This window comes from Rhodococcus sp. AB351 (assembly GCF_049538275.1).
In the GTDB taxonomy this organism is placed as follows: Bacteria; Actinomycetota; Actinomycetes; order Mycobacteriales; family Mycobacteriaceae; genus Rhodococcus.
Map to the genome: position 1 here is coordinate 399,858 of NZ_JBMVFW010000001.1, position 17,535 is coordinate 417,392.

At 67.3% G+C, this 17,535-nt stretch carries 16 protein-coding genes; 7 read left to right on the top strand and 9 right to left on the bottom strand.

Annotation, left to right across the window (positions count from 1 at the left end; genetic code table 11):
• Positions 1–14: 14 nt before the first annotated feature.
• From ACPCXD_RS02035 to ACPCXD_RS02075, 9 genes are all read right to left on the bottom strand, one after another.
• Complete coding sequence (locus tag ACPCXD_RS02035) at positions 15–812, bottom strand: NAD(P)-dependent oxidoreductase (RefSeq protein ID WP_423658141.1); 798 nt, start codon at positions 810–812, stop codon at positions 15–17.
• The gene (locus tag ACPCXD_RS02040; RefSeq protein ID WP_423658143.1) at positions 809–1,627 is read right to left on the bottom strand and encodes an NAD(P)-dependent oxidoreductase; all 819 of its coding nucleotides are present in this window, start codon (positions 1,625–1,627) and stop codon (positions 809–811) included. Before ACPCXD_RS02040 ends, ACPCXD_RS02035 begins: the two co-directional genes overlap by 4 nt.
• A gap of 28 nt (positions 1,628–1,655) precedes the next feature.
• The gene (locus ACPCXD_RS02045) at positions 1,656–2,585 is read right to left on the bottom strand and encodes an alpha/beta hydrolase (RefSeq protein WP_423658145.1); all 930 of its coding nucleotides are present in this window, start codon (positions 2,583–2,585) and stop codon (positions 1,656–1,658) included.
• Entirely contained in the window at positions 2,582–4,267 is a 1,686-nt protein-coding gene (locus tag ACPCXD_RS02050; protein ID WP_423658825.1) for a thiolase C-terminal domain-containing protein, read from the bottom strand. Before ACPCXD_RS02050 ends, ACPCXD_RS02045 begins: the two co-directional genes overlap by 4 nt.
• A gap of 71 nt (positions 4,268–4,338) precedes the next feature.
• Entirely contained in the window at positions 4,339–5,685 is a 1,347-nt protein-coding gene (locus ACPCXD_RS02055) for a cytochrome P450 (RefSeq protein WP_145707408.1), read from the bottom strand.
• A gap of 47 nt (positions 5,686–5,732) precedes the next feature.
• The gene (locus ACPCXD_RS02060; protein WP_016692314.1) at positions 5,733–5,924 is read right to left on the bottom strand and encodes a ferredoxin; all 192 of its coding nucleotides are present in this window, start codon (positions 5,922–5,924) and stop codon (positions 5,733–5,735) included.
• An 85-nt stretch (positions 5,925–6,009) separates the two neighbouring features.
• The gene (locus tag ACPCXD_RS02065) at positions 6,010–6,870 is read right to left on the bottom strand and encodes a mycofactocin-coupled SDR family oxidoreductase (protein ID WP_423658148.1); all 861 of its coding nucleotides are present in this window, start codon (positions 6,868–6,870) and stop codon (positions 6,010–6,012) included.
• 39 nt (positions 6,871–6,909) lie between these two features.
• Positions 6,910–7,614 carry an SDR family NAD(P)-dependent oxidoreductase gene (locus ACPCXD_RS02070; RefSeq protein WP_016692316.1) on the bottom strand — a complete coding sequence of 235 codons (705 nt, stop codon included), beginning with the start codon at positions 7,612–7,614 and terminating at the stop codon, positions 6,910–6,912.
• The gene (locus tag ACPCXD_RS02075; protein WP_423658150.1) at positions 7,611–8,420 is read right to left on the bottom strand and encodes a TauD/TfdA dioxygenase family protein; all 810 of its coding nucleotides are present in this window, start codon (positions 8,418–8,420) and stop codon (positions 7,611–7,613) included. Before ACPCXD_RS02075 ends, ACPCXD_RS02070 begins: the two co-directional genes overlap by 4 nt.
• A gap of 210 nt (positions 8,421–8,630) precedes the next feature.
• On the opposite strand from ACPCXD_RS02075, the gene ACPCXD_RS02080 reads away from it, so the two are divergent.
• The 7 genes from ACPCXD_RS02080 to ACPCXD_RS02110 all read left to right on the top strand — a co-directional run bounded on the left by ACPCXD_RS02080 (position 8,631) and on the right by ACPCXD_RS02110 (position 17,487).
• Positions 8,631–10,127 carry an aldehyde dehydrogenase family protein gene (locus tag ACPCXD_RS02080; protein WP_423658151.1) on the top strand — a complete coding sequence of 499 codons (1,497 nt, stop codon included), beginning with the start codon at positions 8,631–8,633 and terminating at the stop codon, positions 10,125–10,127.
• Entirely contained in the window at positions 10,124–11,329 is a 1,206-nt protein-coding gene (locus ACPCXD_RS02085; protein WP_423658153.1) for a CaiB/BaiF CoA transferase family protein, read from the top strand. The genes ACPCXD_RS02080 and ACPCXD_RS02085 overlap by 4 nt, the downstream gene beginning before the upstream one ends.
• Positions 11,330–11,360: 31 nt before the next feature.
• Positions 11,361–12,554 (top strand): OB-fold domain-containing protein, encoded by a 1,194-nt coding sequence (locus ACPCXD_RS02090; protein WP_423658155.1) that lies wholly within the window; start codon positions 11,361–11,363, stop codon positions 12,552–12,554.
• Complete coding sequence (locus ACPCXD_RS02095) at positions 12,551–13,708, top strand: thiolase family protein (protein ID WP_085470185.1); 1,158 nt, start codon at positions 12,551–12,553, stop codon at positions 13,706–13,708. The genes ACPCXD_RS02090 and ACPCXD_RS02095 overlap by 4 nt, the downstream gene beginning before the upstream one ends.
• A 301-nt stretch (positions 13,709–14,009) precedes the next feature.
• A complete protein-coding gene (locus ACPCXD_RS02100; RefSeq protein WP_423658157.1) occupies positions 14,010–14,963 on the top strand; it encodes an ABC transporter permease in 954 nt (317 codons plus the stop codon).
• Complete coding sequence (locus tag ACPCXD_RS02105) at positions 14,960–15,862, top strand: ABC transporter permease (protein WP_016692324.1); 903 nt, start codon at positions 14,960–14,962, stop codon at positions 15,860–15,862. The genes ACPCXD_RS02100 and ACPCXD_RS02105 overlap by 4 nt, the downstream gene beginning before the upstream one ends.
• A 47-nt stretch (positions 15,863–15,909) precedes the next feature.
• Entirely contained in the window at positions 15,910–17,487 is a 1,578-nt protein-coding gene (locus tag ACPCXD_RS02110; RefSeq protein ID WP_423658160.1) for an ABC transporter substrate-binding protein, read from the top strand.
• Positions 17,488–17,535 lie beyond the last annotated feature (48 nt).

Sequence of the window (17,535 nt, forward strand, 5' to 3'; positions counted from 1 at the left end):
TCGCCGGACCGCCTCTACCGGGTGTGTGCGTCGATGGCCGTGTCGAGGACCCCGAGGTCTCCTCCGAGCTCCGACACGGCGGCGCGCACCACCGCCACGTCCTTGGTGAGGAATTCACCCACGGCACTGCGGAATTCCGACACCGATCCGCGCATCGCGATGTTCCCCATGACCTTGCACGACGAACTGCCGTGGGGGAGGGCGGAGAACAGCGCCGCCTCGTCGACCCCGAGCTGCCGGCCCAGTTCGGCCGCTTCGGCGAGCAGACCGATCTCGGCGGCGAACAGGGCGTTGTTGACCAGCTTCACCTTCTGTCCGCCGCCGGGCGCGCCGACGTGCAGGACGGGATCGCCGTAGCTCTTCAGCACGGGCGTCACGGCAGCGACGGCTTCGTCCGCTCCACCGAGGAACAGCGTCAGGGCACCGGCGGCGATGTCGTGCGGGGCACCGCTCACGGCGGCGTCGATCACCGCGACCCCGAACAGCTCGGCCGCGGAGGCCAGGGTCTCCACGGTGCGCGGGCTGATCGTGGTGTGGACGACGAGGGTCGACCCCTTCGGCATACGCTCCAGCACGCCGTCGTCGAGGCACACCTGGCGTACCTGCTCGTCGGTGAACACGCAGACGACGACGAGCTCGGCGTCGGTGCCGACAGCGGTGATGTCGCCGACCGCGGTCGCGCCGGTCTTCTCCACGGCCGCCCGGGCGTCGTCGTGCCGCGCGAGCACGTGCACGTCGTGTCCGTCGGCCACCAGACGTTCGACCATCGGCAGCCCCATACGTCCGGCGCCGACGAAGTGCACGCGACTCATCGCGGGTGACCCATCTGCTCGAGACTCACATCGGCCGTGATGAAGGTGATGCCTTCGGAGGCACCGGCCGACGCGGCCAGACCGGCCACGAGACTCACGTCCTTGTTCAACAGTGCGCCGGCGTGCCCGCCGATCCGGTCGAGACTGCCCCCGGCCGAGACCACGCGTCCGAGCGCGAAGCTGTTCGCCGAGCCGTGCGAGACGACCTCCCCGAGGCGCGCGGGATCGACGCCGAGTTCCGCACCGAGCGCCAGAGTGTTCTCGGCCAGCGCCAGGTTCGCCGTGAACAACAGGTTGTTGAGGAGCTTGGCGACCAGACCCGCTCCGAGGTCCCCGAGGTGCACCACCGGGTCGCCGTAGGTGGAGAACACCGGCCGGCACCGCTCCACGACGTTGCTCTCACCACCGACCATCACGAGCAGAGTGCCCGCGGCGGCGCCCATTCCGCCGCCGCTGACCGGCGCGTCGACGAGCGAGACGCCGCGTTCACGTGCGGCTGCGGCGAGTTCGCGGCAGGTGTCCGGATGGATCGTGCTGTGCACGGCGATGATGCCGCCCTCGTTCATGCCTTCGAGGACACCGTGCTCGCCGGTGATCACCTGTCGCACGTCGTCGTCGTTCACCACGCACAGGCAGACGAGGTCGCTGACCGCCGCGAGCTCGGCGGGGGACTCCGCGTACTTCGCCGCCGTATCGGCATAGGGAGCAAGAGATTCCGGGCGGCGGGCCCAGAGCGTCGTCTCGTATCCCGACTCGACGATCCGGTGGGCCATCGGCCCACCCTGGCTTCCGAGTCCGATGAATCCGACACGCATCACAGTGCCTCCGATCGGGGATGGGACGTCATAGGGCCGGTGCCTCCTGGTGTGCGATGCACCCGTCGACGAATGCGAACACCATCCGGTGGTAGGCCGGCCCGGCGAAACCGATGCTGAGATTGTGTCCACCGCCCGGATGGAGATGCAGGGTCACGCCCGGCGCTGCCGTGAACATCGCAGCGACGTCCTCGAGCGCCTGCGGATCGTTGCGCCAGACCTTCTCGTGCTCGGCGGCGGTGAAGTGCACGGGCACACGGACCTGCGCGGCGAGAGCGGGGAAGTCGGCGGTCGGCCAGCCGGCCGTCACGTCGGCCTCGTAGTCGGGTGTGCGTGCGGCGATCACGGCGCCACCGACGATGTCGGGCGGGTAGAGCTCGGCGGGTGTCCACAGCAGTTCGCCGACCCCGCGGGCGTTCGCGTACCGCTCGCGCGTGCCGAGGATCCCGGCCGCCAGGGCATGGTGTTCGCGACCCGTGCCGGACAGCTCGATGCCGAGTACCTCGTCGTGCCGGTTCTCGACGGCCATGCGTGTCGTCAGTTCGCTTCCGACCGAATGCCCCCACAGGAACAGGCCGGCGCCACGGGGAGCTGTGCCGAGCAGCGCGTCGACGGTGCGGTAGGCCAGATCGACGCGGCGTTCGGGGTCGCCGAGCTCGTCGCGGTGCGGCCGCGACTCGCCGTAGCCGGGACGATCCGGGGCGATCACGGTGAAACCGTACGTGACGGCCTCGCGCATCATCGACAGTTCGGGATGACCGGGACAGTCCCAGTAGGCGGCGCGGGCGGCACCACCGTGCAGAGCCACGATCACGGCCCGTGGCTCGGGTGCCTCGGCGACCAGCGCCGACATCGGGATGCCCTCGACATCGACGACGCGGGCTACGGGTGAGACGTCTCCCGCGCCGCCGACGTGAGCCTCCTCGATCGGTGAGGACTGTGCGCGGACGGTGCTCATGCGTCGCTCCGCAGCAGCATCGCGCTGCCGGGAGTGAGTCCGCCGCTGCTGACCACGGCCACTCGGGCGTCGCGCACCTGGCGTTCTCCGGCCGTGCCGCGCAGCTGCGTGACCGCCTCGTGCACGAGACCCATGCCGTGGGTGCGTCCGTGCGAGAGCTGGCCGCCGTGGGTGTTGAGGGGGAGGATGCCGTCGCGTGCGATGTTCTTCCCGCCGTCGAGGAAGTCCTTCGCCTCACCGATCCCGCAGAAGCCGAGCGCCTCGATCCACGACAGTGCGTTGAAGGTGAAGCCGTCGTAGAGCTGGGCGACATCGACGTCGTCGGGTCGCAGCGACGTGCGGGTCCACAGGTGCGCGGCCGGGCCGAGGACCTGCGGTTCGTGGGTGAGGGTGCTCTGGTCCCACTCGATGCGTTCGACGACCTGGGTGCCGACGGCCTCCACGCGGATCGCCGGGCCGGGCAGGTCCTTCACGGTGTCGACGGCGGAGACGATCACCGCCACAGCGCCGTCGCAGGGCACGTCGCAGTCGTACAGGCCGAAGGGAGTGGTGACCGGTCGCGCCGACAGGTAATCGTCCATCGTCAGCGGGTCGCGGTAGATCGCGCCGGGATTGACGGCGGCGTTCGCGCGTTGGTTGAGCGCGATCCAGCCGAGCGTCTCGCGGGTGGTGCCGTATCGATGGAAGTGCCGCTGGGCGTTCTGGGCGAGGGTGTGAGCTGCGGAGACACCACCGAAGGGCACCATCCAGCTGGGGGTGCGTCCGCCGGGCGGCGTGATCTGCCCGGCCTTGACGAGTTCGTTGTAACTCGATTCCCACAGGGTGCGGTAGCAGAGCACGTGCCGGGCGAGACCGCTCGCGACGGCGAGCATCGCGGCGATCACCGAGCCGCTGGGCCCGGGGGTCTCGATGCCGCCGTTGAACCAGGTGGGGTGCAGTCCGAGAGCGGATTCGACGGCGGCGACACCGCCTTCGCCGAAACCGATGATCGGGCCGGCACCGGGATAGGTCGACAGGCCGTCGATGTCGTCCATCGTCAGTCCGGCGTCGGCGACGGCACGTTCGCACGCCTGCACGGTGAGCGAGACGGGATCGACCATGAGGCGGCGCCCGATGTCGGACATACCGATGCCGGTGATGGCGACCTTGTCCTCGAACTTGTCCGGGCTCGCGGGCGGACGGATGTGGAAACGGATCTGCTCGGGTTCGATCTCGTCCACGGGCAGCGGGGCAGGTGCGCCTTGTTCCGCTGCCGGGCGGAAGAGCGGCAGCCAGACGTCGCCGTCCCGATGGAAGACGACCTCCATACGCATGCCGAGTTCGAGCTGCTCGGCATCGCAGTCGACCGCGTTGGTGGTCAGGCGCACCCGCGAATCCTCCTCGAGTGCGACCTGCGCGATGACGAACGGAGGAGGAAGGCCGGGCAGCCCGAAACGGTGGTTGACGGTGAACCCGATGAGCGTCGCGTATCCGGAGACCACGCGCACACCCATCTTCTTCTCCCGGCAGTACCGGCAGACCGGTTGCGGCGGATGGATGAGAGCCGCGCACGACTCGCATTCCTGGATCCGCAACCGGCCGTCCTCGCCGGAGGTCCAGAAGAACTTGTTCTGCAGGGTCAGTTGGGGGAGGGGACGTCCCGACGCCTTCGCCGGGGCGTCGCCCGTCTCCCGTTCGACCACTGTCGTCTCAGCCACCGATACCGGCCTTCCTCACTCCTGGTTACGTCACTCCTGGTTACGTCCGAGCGGTGTTACTTGGCAGCCGTGATGGGCGCCGCGAGTTCCTGCTCGTCGATCTGGACCTGCAGCTTCTCGAGCGTTTCGTCGAGGCCGGCGCCGAGGCGCTTGCCCGGTGTGAACGTCGCCGGGAGGTGCCGCATGCCCTGGATGACGCCGATGGAGTCGTAGTGCACCGTCGTCTCCGGATCGCACGTGTAGTCGGGCATCCGGTCGAGAACGGCGAGCAGCATCCGCTTGAACACCGTGCGCGCCAGGTTCGATCCGATGCATCGGTGGACACCCAGACCGAAGCTGAAGTGACGGTTGCCCTTCCGCTCGAGGTCGATCGAGTTCGGGTCGTCGAACAGGGCGGGATCGCGGTTGGCCATCGCCCACGACAGCCACAGACGCTCGCCCTCCTTGAACTGCGTGCCCTTGAACTCGCAGTCGGCGGAGAAGGTACGACCGTCACCCGGCGAGGGGGTGAAGTACCGCAGGAACTCCTCGGTGGCGCTGTCGAGCAGGCTGTCGCGTTCCCGGCTGAGCCGCTCGCGCTCGTCGGGGTTCTGGCTCAGCCATTCGAGGGCGTGCGAGGTCAGTGCAGTGGTGGTGTCGAAGCCACCGCCGATCAGCAGGCTCAGGATGCCGAGAAGCTCCATGTCGTCGGGCTTCTCGCCGAGCACCTCGACGTCGGCGATCGCGTTGATCAGGCCGGGACGGGGGTTCTCACGGATCTCGAACAGATTCGTGATCAGGTCGATGCCCATGTTGCGGTGAAGTTCGCTGACGCGGGCGACGTCCGGGGAGTCCGGCGGGGTGTAGATGGCGGCGTGGACCGGTTCGCAGTACACCTCCCACTTCTTGATCGGGACACCGAGCATGGCCAGGGTGATGACGGCCGGAACGATGTTCGCGAGATCGTCGACGAAGTCGATCCGTCCGCTCTCGATCTTCTCGTCGAGGCTCGCGCGCACGACCTCGTCGATGACGGGGATCCACTTCTTGATCGCCGCGGGGGAGAGGTAGGGGTTGAGCAGGGCGCGGAACTCCCGGTGCTCGGGGTCGTCCATCTCGAGGATTCCGCCGCGCACGCCGGAGGCGCGCTCGGCCGTCGGAATCATGATGCCCTTGTATCCTTTTCGGACACCCTTGATGTCGTGGTCGTTGGAGACGTTCGGGGACCGGACGAGGTTGAACACCTCGTCGCTGCCCGCGGCGACCCAGTGGCCGCCGTGGGTGTCCGACCAGGCCATCGGGCATTTCGACTGCATCTCTTCCGTGATCGAAAGGAAGTTGTCGCGGTAGTCGGGTGCGTGCCGGTCGAACTGGTGGACCGGAGTGCGGTGGGATGTGTCGGCAACGACGTCGTCGACGCTCATGACTGTCCTCTCTGACGCTTCGATCGGGGCTGTCGAAACGCTGGTGGTCAGGAGATCTCGATGGCCTGCTCGGGGCAGGACCGGGCTGCTTCGCGCACGTTCTCCTCGAGATGCGCGGGCACGTCCTCCACGACGGCGGTCGCGTGGCCGTCGATGTCGCTCAGTTCGAATACTTCTGGTGCGGCCATGGCACACAGGGTGTGGCCCTGGCAGCGGTCGGGGTCGACTCTGACCTTCACGATGTTCCTCCCGGTCGATGATGTGTACAGGTCCGGTCCGGCAACGTCCTGCCGCGTGCGTGGGTCGCCCGCCACGATCGGACGGTCAGATGTGGTAGTCGTACCACTTGAGGTAGCCGCCACCGTCGACGCGCATCTGCATGCCGGTCACGTAGCGCGATTCGTCGGACGCGAGGAAGAGCACCATGTTGCTCGAGTCCTCGGGCTCGATGTACGGGATCGGCATGGCCTGCTGCACACCGAAGGCGGGCTCCGCGTCCTCACGCCGGGGGTGCTCGAGGTCGGGGCGGAAGGAGCGGTACATCGGTTCGCTCTGCAGCATGTCGGTGTTGCAGTTGGTGGGGTGCAGAACGTTCGCGCGGATCATGCGCGGCGCGAGATGGGTTGCGAGCGTGTCGATGAACTGGGACAGGGCCCGCTTGGAGAACACGTAGGCGACGCCACCGAGATCCTTGCCGGGCTGGTCGACCTTCGACACGTCCATCAGTGCCGCGGTGGAACCGGTGGCGATGATGGAGGCGCCTGCCTTCAGATGCGGCAGGGCGGCGTGGACGGCGTTCATCGTGCCCACGAGGTTGGTGTTGACCACGTCGGTCCAGGCCTGGGTCTGGGGCTCGCCCTTCATACCGGCGACACCGGCCTGCGCGACGACGACGTCGAGCCTGCCGAACTCGGTGATGCCCCGCGCCACAGCGTCTTCCATCTGTGCTGCGTCGCGCACGTCGGCCTGGATCGCGACGATCCGGCGGCCTTCCTTCTCGACGAGCCGTACGGTTTCCTCGAGGTCCTCGGGCGTGGCCATGGAGTACCCCATCGAGTCGATGTCCGTGCAGATATCGACAGCGATGATGTCGGCGCCCTCGGACGCGAGCTTGACCGCGTGGCTGCGGCCCTGGCCGCGCGCCGCACCGGTGACGAACGCGACCTTGCCTTCGACACGTCCCACTGGATTGTCCTTTCGATCGGGTTTCGGCGAGAGGGTGGATCAGGTGTTGCGTCCGCCGTTGACCCCGAGGATCTGGCCGGTGATGTATCCGGCCTCCTCGGAGATCAGGAAGGAGCAGGCGGCGGCGATGTCCTCGGGTTGTCCGACTCGGCGGACGGGGGTGCGCTGGACGTGTTCCTCGATGGTGCCGCCGAGCAGACCCTTCTCGGCGGAGCGGTGCAGCATGGGGGTCTCGACGAAGCCGGGGGGTACGGCGTTGACGGTGATGCCGGACGGACCATATTCCAGCGCAAGTGATTTGGTGAGTCCGTTGACGCCGGCCTTGGACGAGACGTAGGCGGTCATGAACTGCTGACCCGACTGCGCGCTCGACGACGAGATGTTGACGATGCGTCCCCAGCCGGCCTCGAGCATGTCGGGCAGGGCGGCCTGCACGCAGTGGAAGACGCCGCCGAGGTTGACGTCGACGACCTTCTGCCAGGTCGCATAGTCGATGTTGTGGAAGCGCTTGTAGAGCTCGAGTCCTGCGCCGTTGACGAGAATCGTGACGGGGCCGAGCTGCTCGCGGATCCGGGCGAAGGCGTCGTCGACCTGTGCGCGGTCGGAGACGTCGACCTTGTACTCGAGCTCCTCACCGGAGGGGTTGAGATCGAGCACCGCGACCTGGTGGCCGTCCTTGCGCAGGCGTTCGGCGATCGCCTTGCCGATTCCGGAACTTCCGCCCGTGACCACCGCTGTCTTCACTGCCACGGTTCGTCACCGACGATCGTGGTGCGGCGCATGAGGCGCTCGGACGACGGGTCGTAGGGAAGCGCACGGTGCAGCATGCCCGTGTTGTCCCAGACGACGAGGTCGCCGACGGCCCACTCGTGCGAGTAGCAGAAGCGTTCCTGCGTAGTCCACGCGAGCAGTTCGTCGAGGAGTTCGCGGCTCTCCTCGGGACGCATGCCGACGATGTGGTCGGCCGTGGCTCCGATGACGAGGGAGCGTCGTCCGTCGCGGCGCTCCCAGACCAGGGAGGACTCGCGGGGCGGAAGTGCACGCCAGCGCGCGACCTGCTCCTCGGTGGGATCGGGGTAGACCAGGCGCTGGGCGGCCTCGAAGCTGTGCACGACGCGCAGATCTTCGTACCGCTTCTTCTCGTGGTCGGGAAGATTCTCGTAGGCCGCGTAGGTGCTGGCGAATTCCGTTCCGCCACCGACCATTGCGACATGGCGGGCCGTGAGCGTGGTGGCCTTCGCCGGCACCTCGTTGGTGGTGTCGTCGATGTGCCAGTGGAACGTGCCCTTGAGGTATTCGGCCGTCGGCGTCTTGGCGGGGTCGAGCGAGACGGTGAAGATCTCTTCGCCCGGGACAGGCATGACGACCTTGCCGAGCTTGCGGCTGAAGGCGACCTGGGCCTCGTCGTCGAGGTGGATACCGCGCACGAGAAGTACGCCACGCCATTTGAGTGCTTCGAGCAGCTGGGCGACTACCCGGTCGTCGTCGAGGCTGTCCAGGCCGGTGACTTCCACACCGAGTGACGGGCTGAGGGCTGTAGTGCTGATCACAAGAATCTCCCTTCCGGTTGCGAGAACCATACTCTCGCGCGATTGGGAGCCGCAAGACCCGGAGAATTCGCCCATGCGCACCGCTGCCGAGTAGTCAGGATCACTTTCAGGACTATCCTGCCGGACTGCTCCTTGCTAAAGTTCTCGAAAGTCGAACATATTAATTCTCTGATCTGAGAATGGTATTTCCCCACGATGCGAGGAGACGGGATGTCAGTGCAGGAGAACGGAGCCACCGCGGTGGCCGACGCCGCGACCACCGGAGTGACGAAGCGGCTGCTGATCGACGGGAAGCTCGTCACCGCCGAGCGCACCTTCGCTTCCTACAATCCGGCGACCGGTGAACTGGTGGGTTACGCCCCCGACGCGGGTGTCGAGGAGGCGGAAGCCGCCATCCGTGCAGCGCGACGCGCATTCGACACGACCACCTGGTCCACCGACGTCGAGTTCCGGATCAAGTGCCTCGACCAGCTCTACAAGGCCCTGCGCGACAACGTCGAGGAACTGCGTGAGCTGACGATCGCCGAGGTCGGCGCCCCTCGCATCCTCACCCACGGCAACCAGGTCGACGCGCCGCTCGAGATCGTGGAGTACTACGCCGACCTGCTGCGGAACACCGAGTTCACGGAGGACCTCGGCGACGTCGAGTTCCGCGGACAGCCGCACCGCCGCTGGGTGGAAAAGGAAGCGGCCGGTGTCGTCGCCGCGATCGTCGCCTACAACTACCCGACCCAGCTGGCCATGGCGAAGCTGCCGGCCGCGCTCGCCGCGGGCTGCACGGTGGTGCTCAAGGGCGCACCCGACACCCCGCTCGTCACCCAGGCGCTCGCCGAGATCATCGCCGAGCACACCGACATCCCGGCCGGTGTCGTCAACATCATCTCGTCGTCGCAGGTCGCACCGGGCGAGCTCATGACCACCCATCCGGACGTCGACGTCGTCACCTTCACCGGTTCGACCCCCGTGGGCAAGAAGATCATGGCCGCCGCCGCCGACTCGCTCAAGAAGGTCTTCCTCGAGCTCGGAGGCAAGTCGGCCCTCATCGTGCTCGAGGACGCCGACTTCGCGACCGCCGCACAGTTCGCCGCCTTCAGCATCTGCTCGCACGCGGGACAGGGATGTGCGCTGACGACGCGTCTGCTCGTCCCCCGCGACAAGCACGACGAGATCGTCGCGCAGGTCGCCGGGATGATGCAGAACGTGCCCTACGGCGATCCGTCGAACCCGAAGATCTACATGGGCCCGGTCATCAGCGAGAAGCAACGCGAGAAGATCCACGGCATGGTCGAGCGCGCCGTGGCCGACGGCGCGACCCTCGTCACCGGTGGCGAGAAGGTCGATCCGGGCTGGTTCTACAAGCCCACCCTGCTCGCGAACGTCGACCCCGACAGCGAGATCGCACAGGAGGAGGTCTTCGGACCGGTCCTCGCCGTCATCCCGTTCGACGGCGACGACGATGCCGTGCGGATCGCCAACAACTCCAAGTACGGCCTGTCCGGTGGTGTGCTCACCGCCGACGAGGAGCGCGGCATCGCGATCGGACGCCGGATCCGCACCGGCACCTTCTCCGTCAACGGCGGCAACTACTTCAGCCCCGACGTCCCGTTCGGCGGTTACAAGCAGTCCGGCATCGGCCGTGAGATGGGCAGGGCCGGACTCGAGGAGTTCCAGCAGCTCAAGGCGTTCTCGAAGGTGGTGACGTCGTGAAGCCACTCGACGGCGTCCGCGTCGTCGAGGTCGCGATGTACGGTTTCGTTCCCTCTGCGGGTGCGGTGCTCGCGGAGTGGGGCGCCGACGTCGTCAAGATCGAGCACGCGGTGACGGGCGACCCGCAGCGGGGTCTGCGGCAGACGGGAACCCTTCGTATCGAAGGTGATCCGAATCCGAATGTCGAGCACGCCAATCGCGGCAAGCGCAGCCTCGGCCTGGACATCTCGATTCCCGAGGGCCGTGAGGTGCTGCTCGAGCTCGTGCGCACCGCCGACGTCTTCCTCACCAGTTTCCTGCCCAAGGTGCGGACCAAGCTGCAGATCGACGTCGACGACATCCGTGCGGTCAACCCGAAGATCGTCTACGCGCGGGGGAGTGCGCTCGGCCCGCGCGGCGTCGAGTCCGGCAAGGGCGGATACGACATGACGGCCTTCTGGGCGCGCGCCGGTGTCGCCGCGACGCTCACCCCGCCCGGCATCGAGGGGATGATCGCACCTCCCGGACCCGCCTTCGGCGACACGATCTCGGGCACGAACCTCGCCGGCGGTATCGCGGCGGCGTTGTTCAAGCGTGAACGCACGGGCGAACCCTCGGTGGTCGACGTCTCGCTGCTCAGCAGCGGGGTGTGGGCGATGGGCCACACCATCGCACTGTCCGCGCATCTCGGGCAGCACATGGAAGCACCGAAGGCCGGTGGCCACGGCGCCCCGACGAACCCGCTCTCGGGTGTCTACGGCACCGCGGACGGACGCTACATCTCGTTCGTGATGCTGCAGCCGGCGAGGTTCTGGGCCGATGTGTGCACGCACATCGACCGCCCCGACCTCATCGACGATCCGCGTTTCGCGGACGCACAGTCGATCGCTGCGAACACCGTCGAGGCCGTCGAGATCCTGCGCGAGGTCATCGGCAGCCGCCCGCTCGCGGAATGGGTCCAGCGGTTCGGCACGCTCGCCGGGCCGTGGGCACCGGTCCAGGACTCGCTGCAGGTCGTGAGCGACCCGCAGGTCCGCGACAACGAATATCTGGTCAAGGCAGGGGAACTCGAGCTCGTCGCCAATCCGGTGCAGTTCGACGTGACGCCGCCGCAGACCGGACCGGCACCCGAGTTCGCCGCCCAGACCGAGGAGATCCTGCAGGAGCTCGGTCTGGACTGGGAGCGCATCATCGAGCTCAAGACAGCGGGCGCAGTCACCTAGTCGGGGGCTGCACCCGGTTCAGGGAGGGCCAATGCCTTACATCGCATCGATCGGAACGTACCTGCCGTGCTGGGGTACTCCCGACGCCAGGATCGCCGGTGACGACGAGGACGCCGTCACCCTCGCCGTCGAGGCGGGCCGCGCCGCGCTCGAAGCGGGTGGATCCGTCGAGTACGTCGTCCTCGTCGGCCGGGATCTGCCGCTGACCGAGAGCAGCAACGCCGCGGTCCTGCTCGCGGGACTCGGGCTCGATCCCGAACTCGAGGTGATCGAGCGACTCGGGGGCGCGCCGGCGACGCTGGACGCCCTCGGCTCGGCGCGACCACGGACACTGGTCATCGGGGTCGACCTGAACTCGGCCGGTGCGGCGGCAGCCCTCACCTCCGATCACGGGCTGCAGGTGCGTACCGCCGCACGCGTGTCGCGCAGCCTGCCCGTACGTACGCGGAACGCCTCCGGCGACATCCACGACTACGGGGACCCGAGACTCCTCCGGAAGCGGGGATATCTCGCCTCGCTCGCGACGGCCTGGGTGGACACCCCGGCCGTCGTGGCTGGGGTCCCGGCGCAGCACGCCGCCTCGCTCGCGGCCACGCAGACCACGGATCTGCCTACGACGGGCGCGAGTTCGGCGCTCTTCGCCCTGGCCGCGATGGCGGAATCCGGTCTCACCGGACCTCTCGTCGGAGTCGAACAGGCCAGCCTGTCGGGACTGACCGTCGCGGAGGGGACGGCCGAGGTCCGTCGCCGGGAGAGACCTGCGCGGCCCGTGCTCGATTCGGCGCAGACCCTGCCCGGCGAGATCCCGATCTCGCTGGCGGCCTACGAGCGGGCCTTCGAAGCCAAGGTGCGATGGGAGGGCGGGCGTTTCCTCGACAGCGACCAGGTCGACTTCCCGCCGCGCTACCGGGTGGACGAGGACGGCTCGCTCGACACCGAGTACACCTTCGTCGAACTACCGCGCACCGGGACGGTCTACACCGAGGTCACCGTGCACGTGCCGGTGCCGGGTCTGCGCACCCCGTACTCGCTCGTCGTCGTCGACCTCGACGGTGTCGGAGTGCGTGCGCTGGTACGGGTCACCGGCACTGCCGCCGGCAGTGTCGACATCGGAGACCGGGGACGGCTGGTGCTCCGCCGCATCGCGGTGCGCTCGGGTGTCCCCGACTACGGGTACGCCTTCGAACCCGATTCGGATCCCGTGGACGAGGAGGAAGCGGCATGAGGAAGGTCGCGATCGTCGGCGCAGGAATGACACCCTTCGCCGAACATTTCGCTCTGGGCATCCGGGACCTGCTTCCGATGGCCTTCGCCGACTGCGCGGCGAGCGTCGACAAGGGCGTGAGGAAGTCGGACATCGACGCGGCGTGGTTCGGCTCGATGGGGACGACGGACGGTTTCCCGTCCGGGATCCTCGCCGACACCCTCGGGCTGCACGACGTTCCGGTGACGCGGGTCGAGAACTCCTGCGCGACCGGACACGACGCGATCCGCAACGCGGTCTACGGCATCGCGTCGGGGGCATGCGACGTCGCGCTCGTGATGGGTGCCGACAAACTCCGGGAGACGGCCTCGAAGGGCATGCTCTGGGAATGGGAATCCATGACGCGCGACATGGCGTGGGATTTCCCGCTCGGCCTCGCGCAGGCGGGTTTCGCGTTGCACATGCGCCGCTATCTGTACGAGTCGCCGGCCACCCGTGAACACATGGCGATGGTCGCGGTGAAGAACCACCGCAACGCGTTGAACAATCCCAAGGCGTGCCGCCGATTCGAGCTGACGGTGGAGGAGGTGCTGGCCGCCGACACGGTGGTGACGCCGTTCGGCGTCTACGATTGCGCGCCGCAGAGCGACGGTGCGGCCGCGCTGATCCTGGTGGCGGACGACGTCGTCGACCGCTACACCGACAGGCCCGTGTGGATCCGCGGCACCGGTCTGGGTTTCGACGCCGTGATGCACCAGCACAAGCGCGATCTCACCTCCTTCGCGGCGACGCGGCGCGCGGCGAAGCAGGCGTTCGGCACCGCGGGCCTGTCACCGGGGGACATCGACGTTGCCGAGATCCACGACTACTTCACCGGAATCGAGATCATCAGCTACGAGGATCTCGGATTCGCCGAGCGCTTCGAGGGTTTCAAGCTTCTCGAGGCGGGAGTCACCGAGGTCGGTGGGTCGCTGCCGGTCAATCCCAGCGGCGGTCTGAACACGAAGGGGCATCCGCCGGGCGCGACCGGTGTCGCCCAGTGCGTGGAATTGTTCGAGCAGCTCCGCGGACAGGCGGTCAACCAGGTCGACGGAGCGCGAACAGGTCTCGCGCACAATGTCGGAGGCCCGACGGCCGTTGCGGCCGTGACGATCCTGGAGGGCCCCGGAGGCTGATCCCGTACTTCCACCCGGCATCGCTGTTCGGCGAGGACCCGTGCACCCGTCCGGTGCACGGGTCCTCGCCGTGCGTACGAGCCGGCCCGTCACCGTCTTTCCGTCTCGCATCTCGAATATCTTGCAGCACTGCAAGATTGCCGTTCTGAATAATTAGAAACTCCATTCGTCTTTTCTGTAATCCTTATTGCCGCGGCCACACGCAGGCTCTAATGTGTGGGGCATCACAGGTAGTGCACTCTGCTCGTGTTCTGCGTCGCCGTGATCCACGGCCTCGGTAGTACGACGAAAGTTGAGCCGGATGTTTCTCACAGTTTCGAAAAAGGTGGGCCGCAGCCTGCTGGTGGTCCTGCTGGTGACCATCGCGGTCGTCGGTCTGCTCGGTCTCGCGCCCGGCTCCGTCGCCCAGGTCATCCTGGGGGAGAACGCAACTCCCCAGGCGGTCGCCGAACTGAACGCCAAGCTCGGCCTCGACGCGCCCTTCTGGAGCCAGTACTTCGGGTGGTTGTCCGACGCGGTCCGGGGCGATCTCGGAACCTCGCCGCTGACGGGTCAATCCGTGAGCGAGGCCATCGCCGAACGGTTGCCGGTCACGCTCCAGCTCGCCGCGATGGGTCTGCTGATCGCACTGGTGGTCGCACTCGTCATGGGCGTGATCTCCGCATCCCGCCCGGGTAGCGCCGTCGACCGCGGCATGAACGCCCTGTCGGCCGTCTTCCTCTCGGTGCCCGCTTTCATCGCCGGCCCCGTCCTCATCTACTTCCTCGCGATCAAGCTCCAGATCTTCCCGGTGATGGGCTGGTCCCGGATCAGCGAAGGTCTCGGCGACAACTTGCGCAGCGCGATGCTCCCGGCGCTCGCCATCGCCCTCACCGAGATCGCGGCCTTCCACCGCCTGCTCCGTACCGACCTCATCGGCACGCTGCGCGAGGATTTCATCGCCGCGGCCCGGGCCAAGGGGATGCCGTCCTGGTACGTGATGTTCCGGCACGCACTGAGGCCCTCGTCGTTCTCGCTCATCACCGTTGCCGGCATCAACCTCGGCCGCCTCATCGGCGGCACGGTGATCGTCGAGACCCTGTTCGGCCTCCCGGGTCTGGGCCAGCTCGTCGCCTCCTCCATCACCTCCCGCGACGTGATCATGGTGCAGGGGATCGTGGCCTTCATCGCCGTCGTCTACGTGGGCATCAACACCCTCGTCGACCTCAGCTACCAAGTCGTCGACCCGCGGGTCAGGAAGGTGGTCGGAGCATGACGCAGGTCGCGCTCGAGAAGAAGGACGACGCACAGCGGGTCGAGTCGGCCACCCAGGATCTGCCGAAGGTACCCGCCGCCAAGAAGACCCGCTCGGTGCTGGTCTACCTGTCGATCGTGTGGCTGGTGCTCATCATCGGTGCCGCGATCTTCGCGAGCGTCCTTCCGATGGCGCCGTACAACATTCCGATCGGCCCTCCACGGACCCCGCCGAACCTCGATTCCCTCGACACCCTCCTGGGAACCGACACCCTCGGCAGGTCGATCCTGTCCCGCGTCGTCTACGGTGCGCAGGTCTCCCTCGTCATCGGCGCTGTCGCCGGTCTCGTGGGCTTCCTGATCGGATCGTTCTTCGGCATGCTCGCCGGCTACTTCGGCAAGCGTGTCGATGCGGTGATCTCGCTGTTGGCCGACGCAATGCTCGCCTTCCCGCCCCTGATCCTGCTCCTGGCCCTCGCTTCGATCCTCACCCCGAGCGTGCGGACCATCCTCTTCGGTCTCGGCCTGCTGGCGATCCCGTCGTTCATCCGCCTGGCGCGAGCGAACACCCTCTCCTGGTCGTCGCGTGAATTCGTCAGGGCTGCGAAGAACATGGGTGCCGGCAGCGGGCGGATCCTGTTCCGGGAGATCATGCCCAACGTCCTCGCGCCCCTCGCGTCGTACATGCCCATCGTGATCGCGGCGCTCATCGTCGCGGAGGGATCGTTGAGCTTCCTCGGCCTGGGCATCCCGCCGCCGCAGCCCAGCTGGGGCGGAATGATCAACGACGGCAAGGACGCCATTGCCACGTCACCGCACCTGGTGTTCGTACCGGCACTCGTCATCTTCTTCACGGTGTTCGCCCTCAATCAGGTCGGCGACCACCTCCGTACCAGGTACGACCGCACGCTCCACGACTGAGATCCCGAAAAGCGCTCGTACTCAGAATTTCCGAAGAAAGGTCGACCATGATTCGACGTAGAAGAATGTTCGCGGCGGTCGCCGTGGCCTGTTCCGCCGTACTGGTCCTCGGGGCCTGCGGATCGAGCGGTTCCGACACCGCCTCGGCCCAGGACACCGCGGCGGTCGGCGACCCCGTGGCGGGTGGTTCCGCGACCGTCCTCCAGGCCGGTGAGCCCCGTTCGCTCGACCCCGCCGCGCTGTCCAACACGTGGGCCCATCAGCCGGTGCTGGGCAACGCTCTCTACGGCGAGCTGATCATCACGAACAACGACACGTTCGACGTCGAATACCGCATGGCGACGGACTTCTCGACCGAGGACAACGGGAAGACGTTCACGCTCGCACTGCAGCCCGACCTGAAGTTCAGCGACGGCACCCCTCTCGACGCCGCCGCGGTGAAGTTCAACTGGGACCGTCTCGAGGACCCGGCGCTGGCCTCGACGACGATCCGTCAGGCGTCGCAGATCGAGTCCACCGAGGTCGTCGACCCGACCACCCTGCGCGTGACGATGGTCGAGCCCAACCCGCAGTTCGCCCAGGCCATCGTCGCCGGTGCGCTGAACTGGATCGCATCGCCGGCAGCCCTCGAACTGGGGCAGCAGGCGTTCGACGAGAACCCCATCGGTGCAGGGCCGTTCACGCTCGTGAACTGGACCCGTCAGGACTCGATCCGACTCGAGAAGAACGAATCGTACTGGGACGCCCCGAAGCCCTACCTCGACGAACTCACGATCCGGACGGTGGCCGACTACAACCAGCGACTGAACGCAGCCACGACGGGGGCTGCGGACCTGTCGATGGAATCGAGCTGGACCAGCCTCGAGCGTGCCGAGTCCGCGGGCCTCGCCACCCAGGTGACATCGACCGGCGGTGGACAGTTCGCCGCGATGAACTTCCGCAGGGCTCCCTTCGACGATGAGCGGGCACGTCGCGCGGTGTCTCTCGCTGTCGATCTCGATGCCGCGAACACCGTGGTGTACAACGGCGAGGGCGAAATACCGCGCACCTTCTTCCCCGAGGATTCGCCTTATCACGCCGACATCGCGCTCTCCGAGACGAATGCCGAGGAAGCACAGAAGCTGTTCGACGAACTCGCTGCCGAAGGCAAGCCCGTCTCGTTCACCTATCTGGCCTACCCGACAGCGGAGGCGCGCTCTCTCGGCGAAGCCATCCAGGCCCAGCTCGGCGCATTCGAGAACGTCGACATGCAGGTCGAGGTGCTCGACTACCCGACGCTCACGGCGCGGGCGGGTGCGCGCGACTTCGACATGATCATTTCCTCGGCGATCACGCAGGACCCCGACTTCCCGCTCTCGATCGCGTTCGACTCTGCTTCGACGGGCAACTTCACCGGGATCAACGACCCCGAGCTCGACGCAGCTCTCGAGCGTGGCCGGTTCGGCACGACCGTCGAGGAACGCAAGGAGGCGTACGACGTCGTCCAGCAGCGCCTCGCCGATCAGGTGGTGGGTCTGTGGTACGTCCGGGCCACCCCCTCGGTCGCCTACTCGAAGGATCTGCAGGGCGTGCAGCTCTACACCCTCGGATCGCCGATGCCGGCCGAATTCTGGCTCAGCAACTAGCCGATACAGCCGACAAGACGGAAGGGACCGGCTCGCCGTGACCACTCA

Bases quoted from the DNA above. Each gene is read 5' to 3' on its own strand.
- ACPCXD_RS02035 (WP_423658141.1), bottom strand. From the start codon at position 812: ATGAGTCGCGTGCACTTCGTCGGCGCCGGACGTATGGGGCTGCCGATG.
- ACPCXD_RS02040 (WP_423658143.1), bottom strand. From the start codon at position 1,627: ATGCGTGTCGGATTCATCGGACTCGGAAGCCAGGGTGGGCCGATGGCC.
- ACPCXD_RS02045 (WP_423658145.1), bottom strand. From the start codon at position 2,585: ATGAGCACCGTCCGCGCACAGTCCTCACCGATCGAGGAGGCTCACGTC.
- ACPCXD_RS02055 (WP_145707408.1), bottom strand. From the start codon at position 5,685: ATGAGCGTCGACGACGTCGTTGCCGACACATCCCACCGCACTCCGGTC.
- ACPCXD_RS02080 (WP_423658151.1), top strand. From the start codon at position 8,631: ATGTCAGTGCAGGAGAACGGAGCCACCGCGGTGGCCGACGCCGCGACC.
- ACPCXD_RS02090 (WP_423658155.1), top strand. From the start codon at position 11,361: ATGCCTTACATCGCATCGATCGGAACGTACCTGCCGTGCTGGGGTACT.
- ACPCXD_RS02095 (WP_085470185.1), top strand. From the start codon at position 12,551: ATGAGGAAGGTCGCGATCGTCGGCGCAGGAATGACACCCTTCGCCGAA.
- ACPCXD_RS02100 (WP_423658157.1), top strand. From the start codon at position 14,010: ATGTTTCTCACAGTTTCGAAAAAGGTGGGCCGCAGCCTGCTGGTGGTC.
- ACPCXD_RS02105 (WP_016692324.1), top strand. From the start codon at position 14,960: ATGACGCAGGTCGCGCTCGAGAAGAAGGACGACGCACAGCGGGTCGAG.
- ACPCXD_RS02110 (WP_423658160.1), top strand. From the start codon at position 15,910: ATGATTCGACGTAGAAGAATGTTCGCGGCGGTCGCCGTGGCCTGTTCC.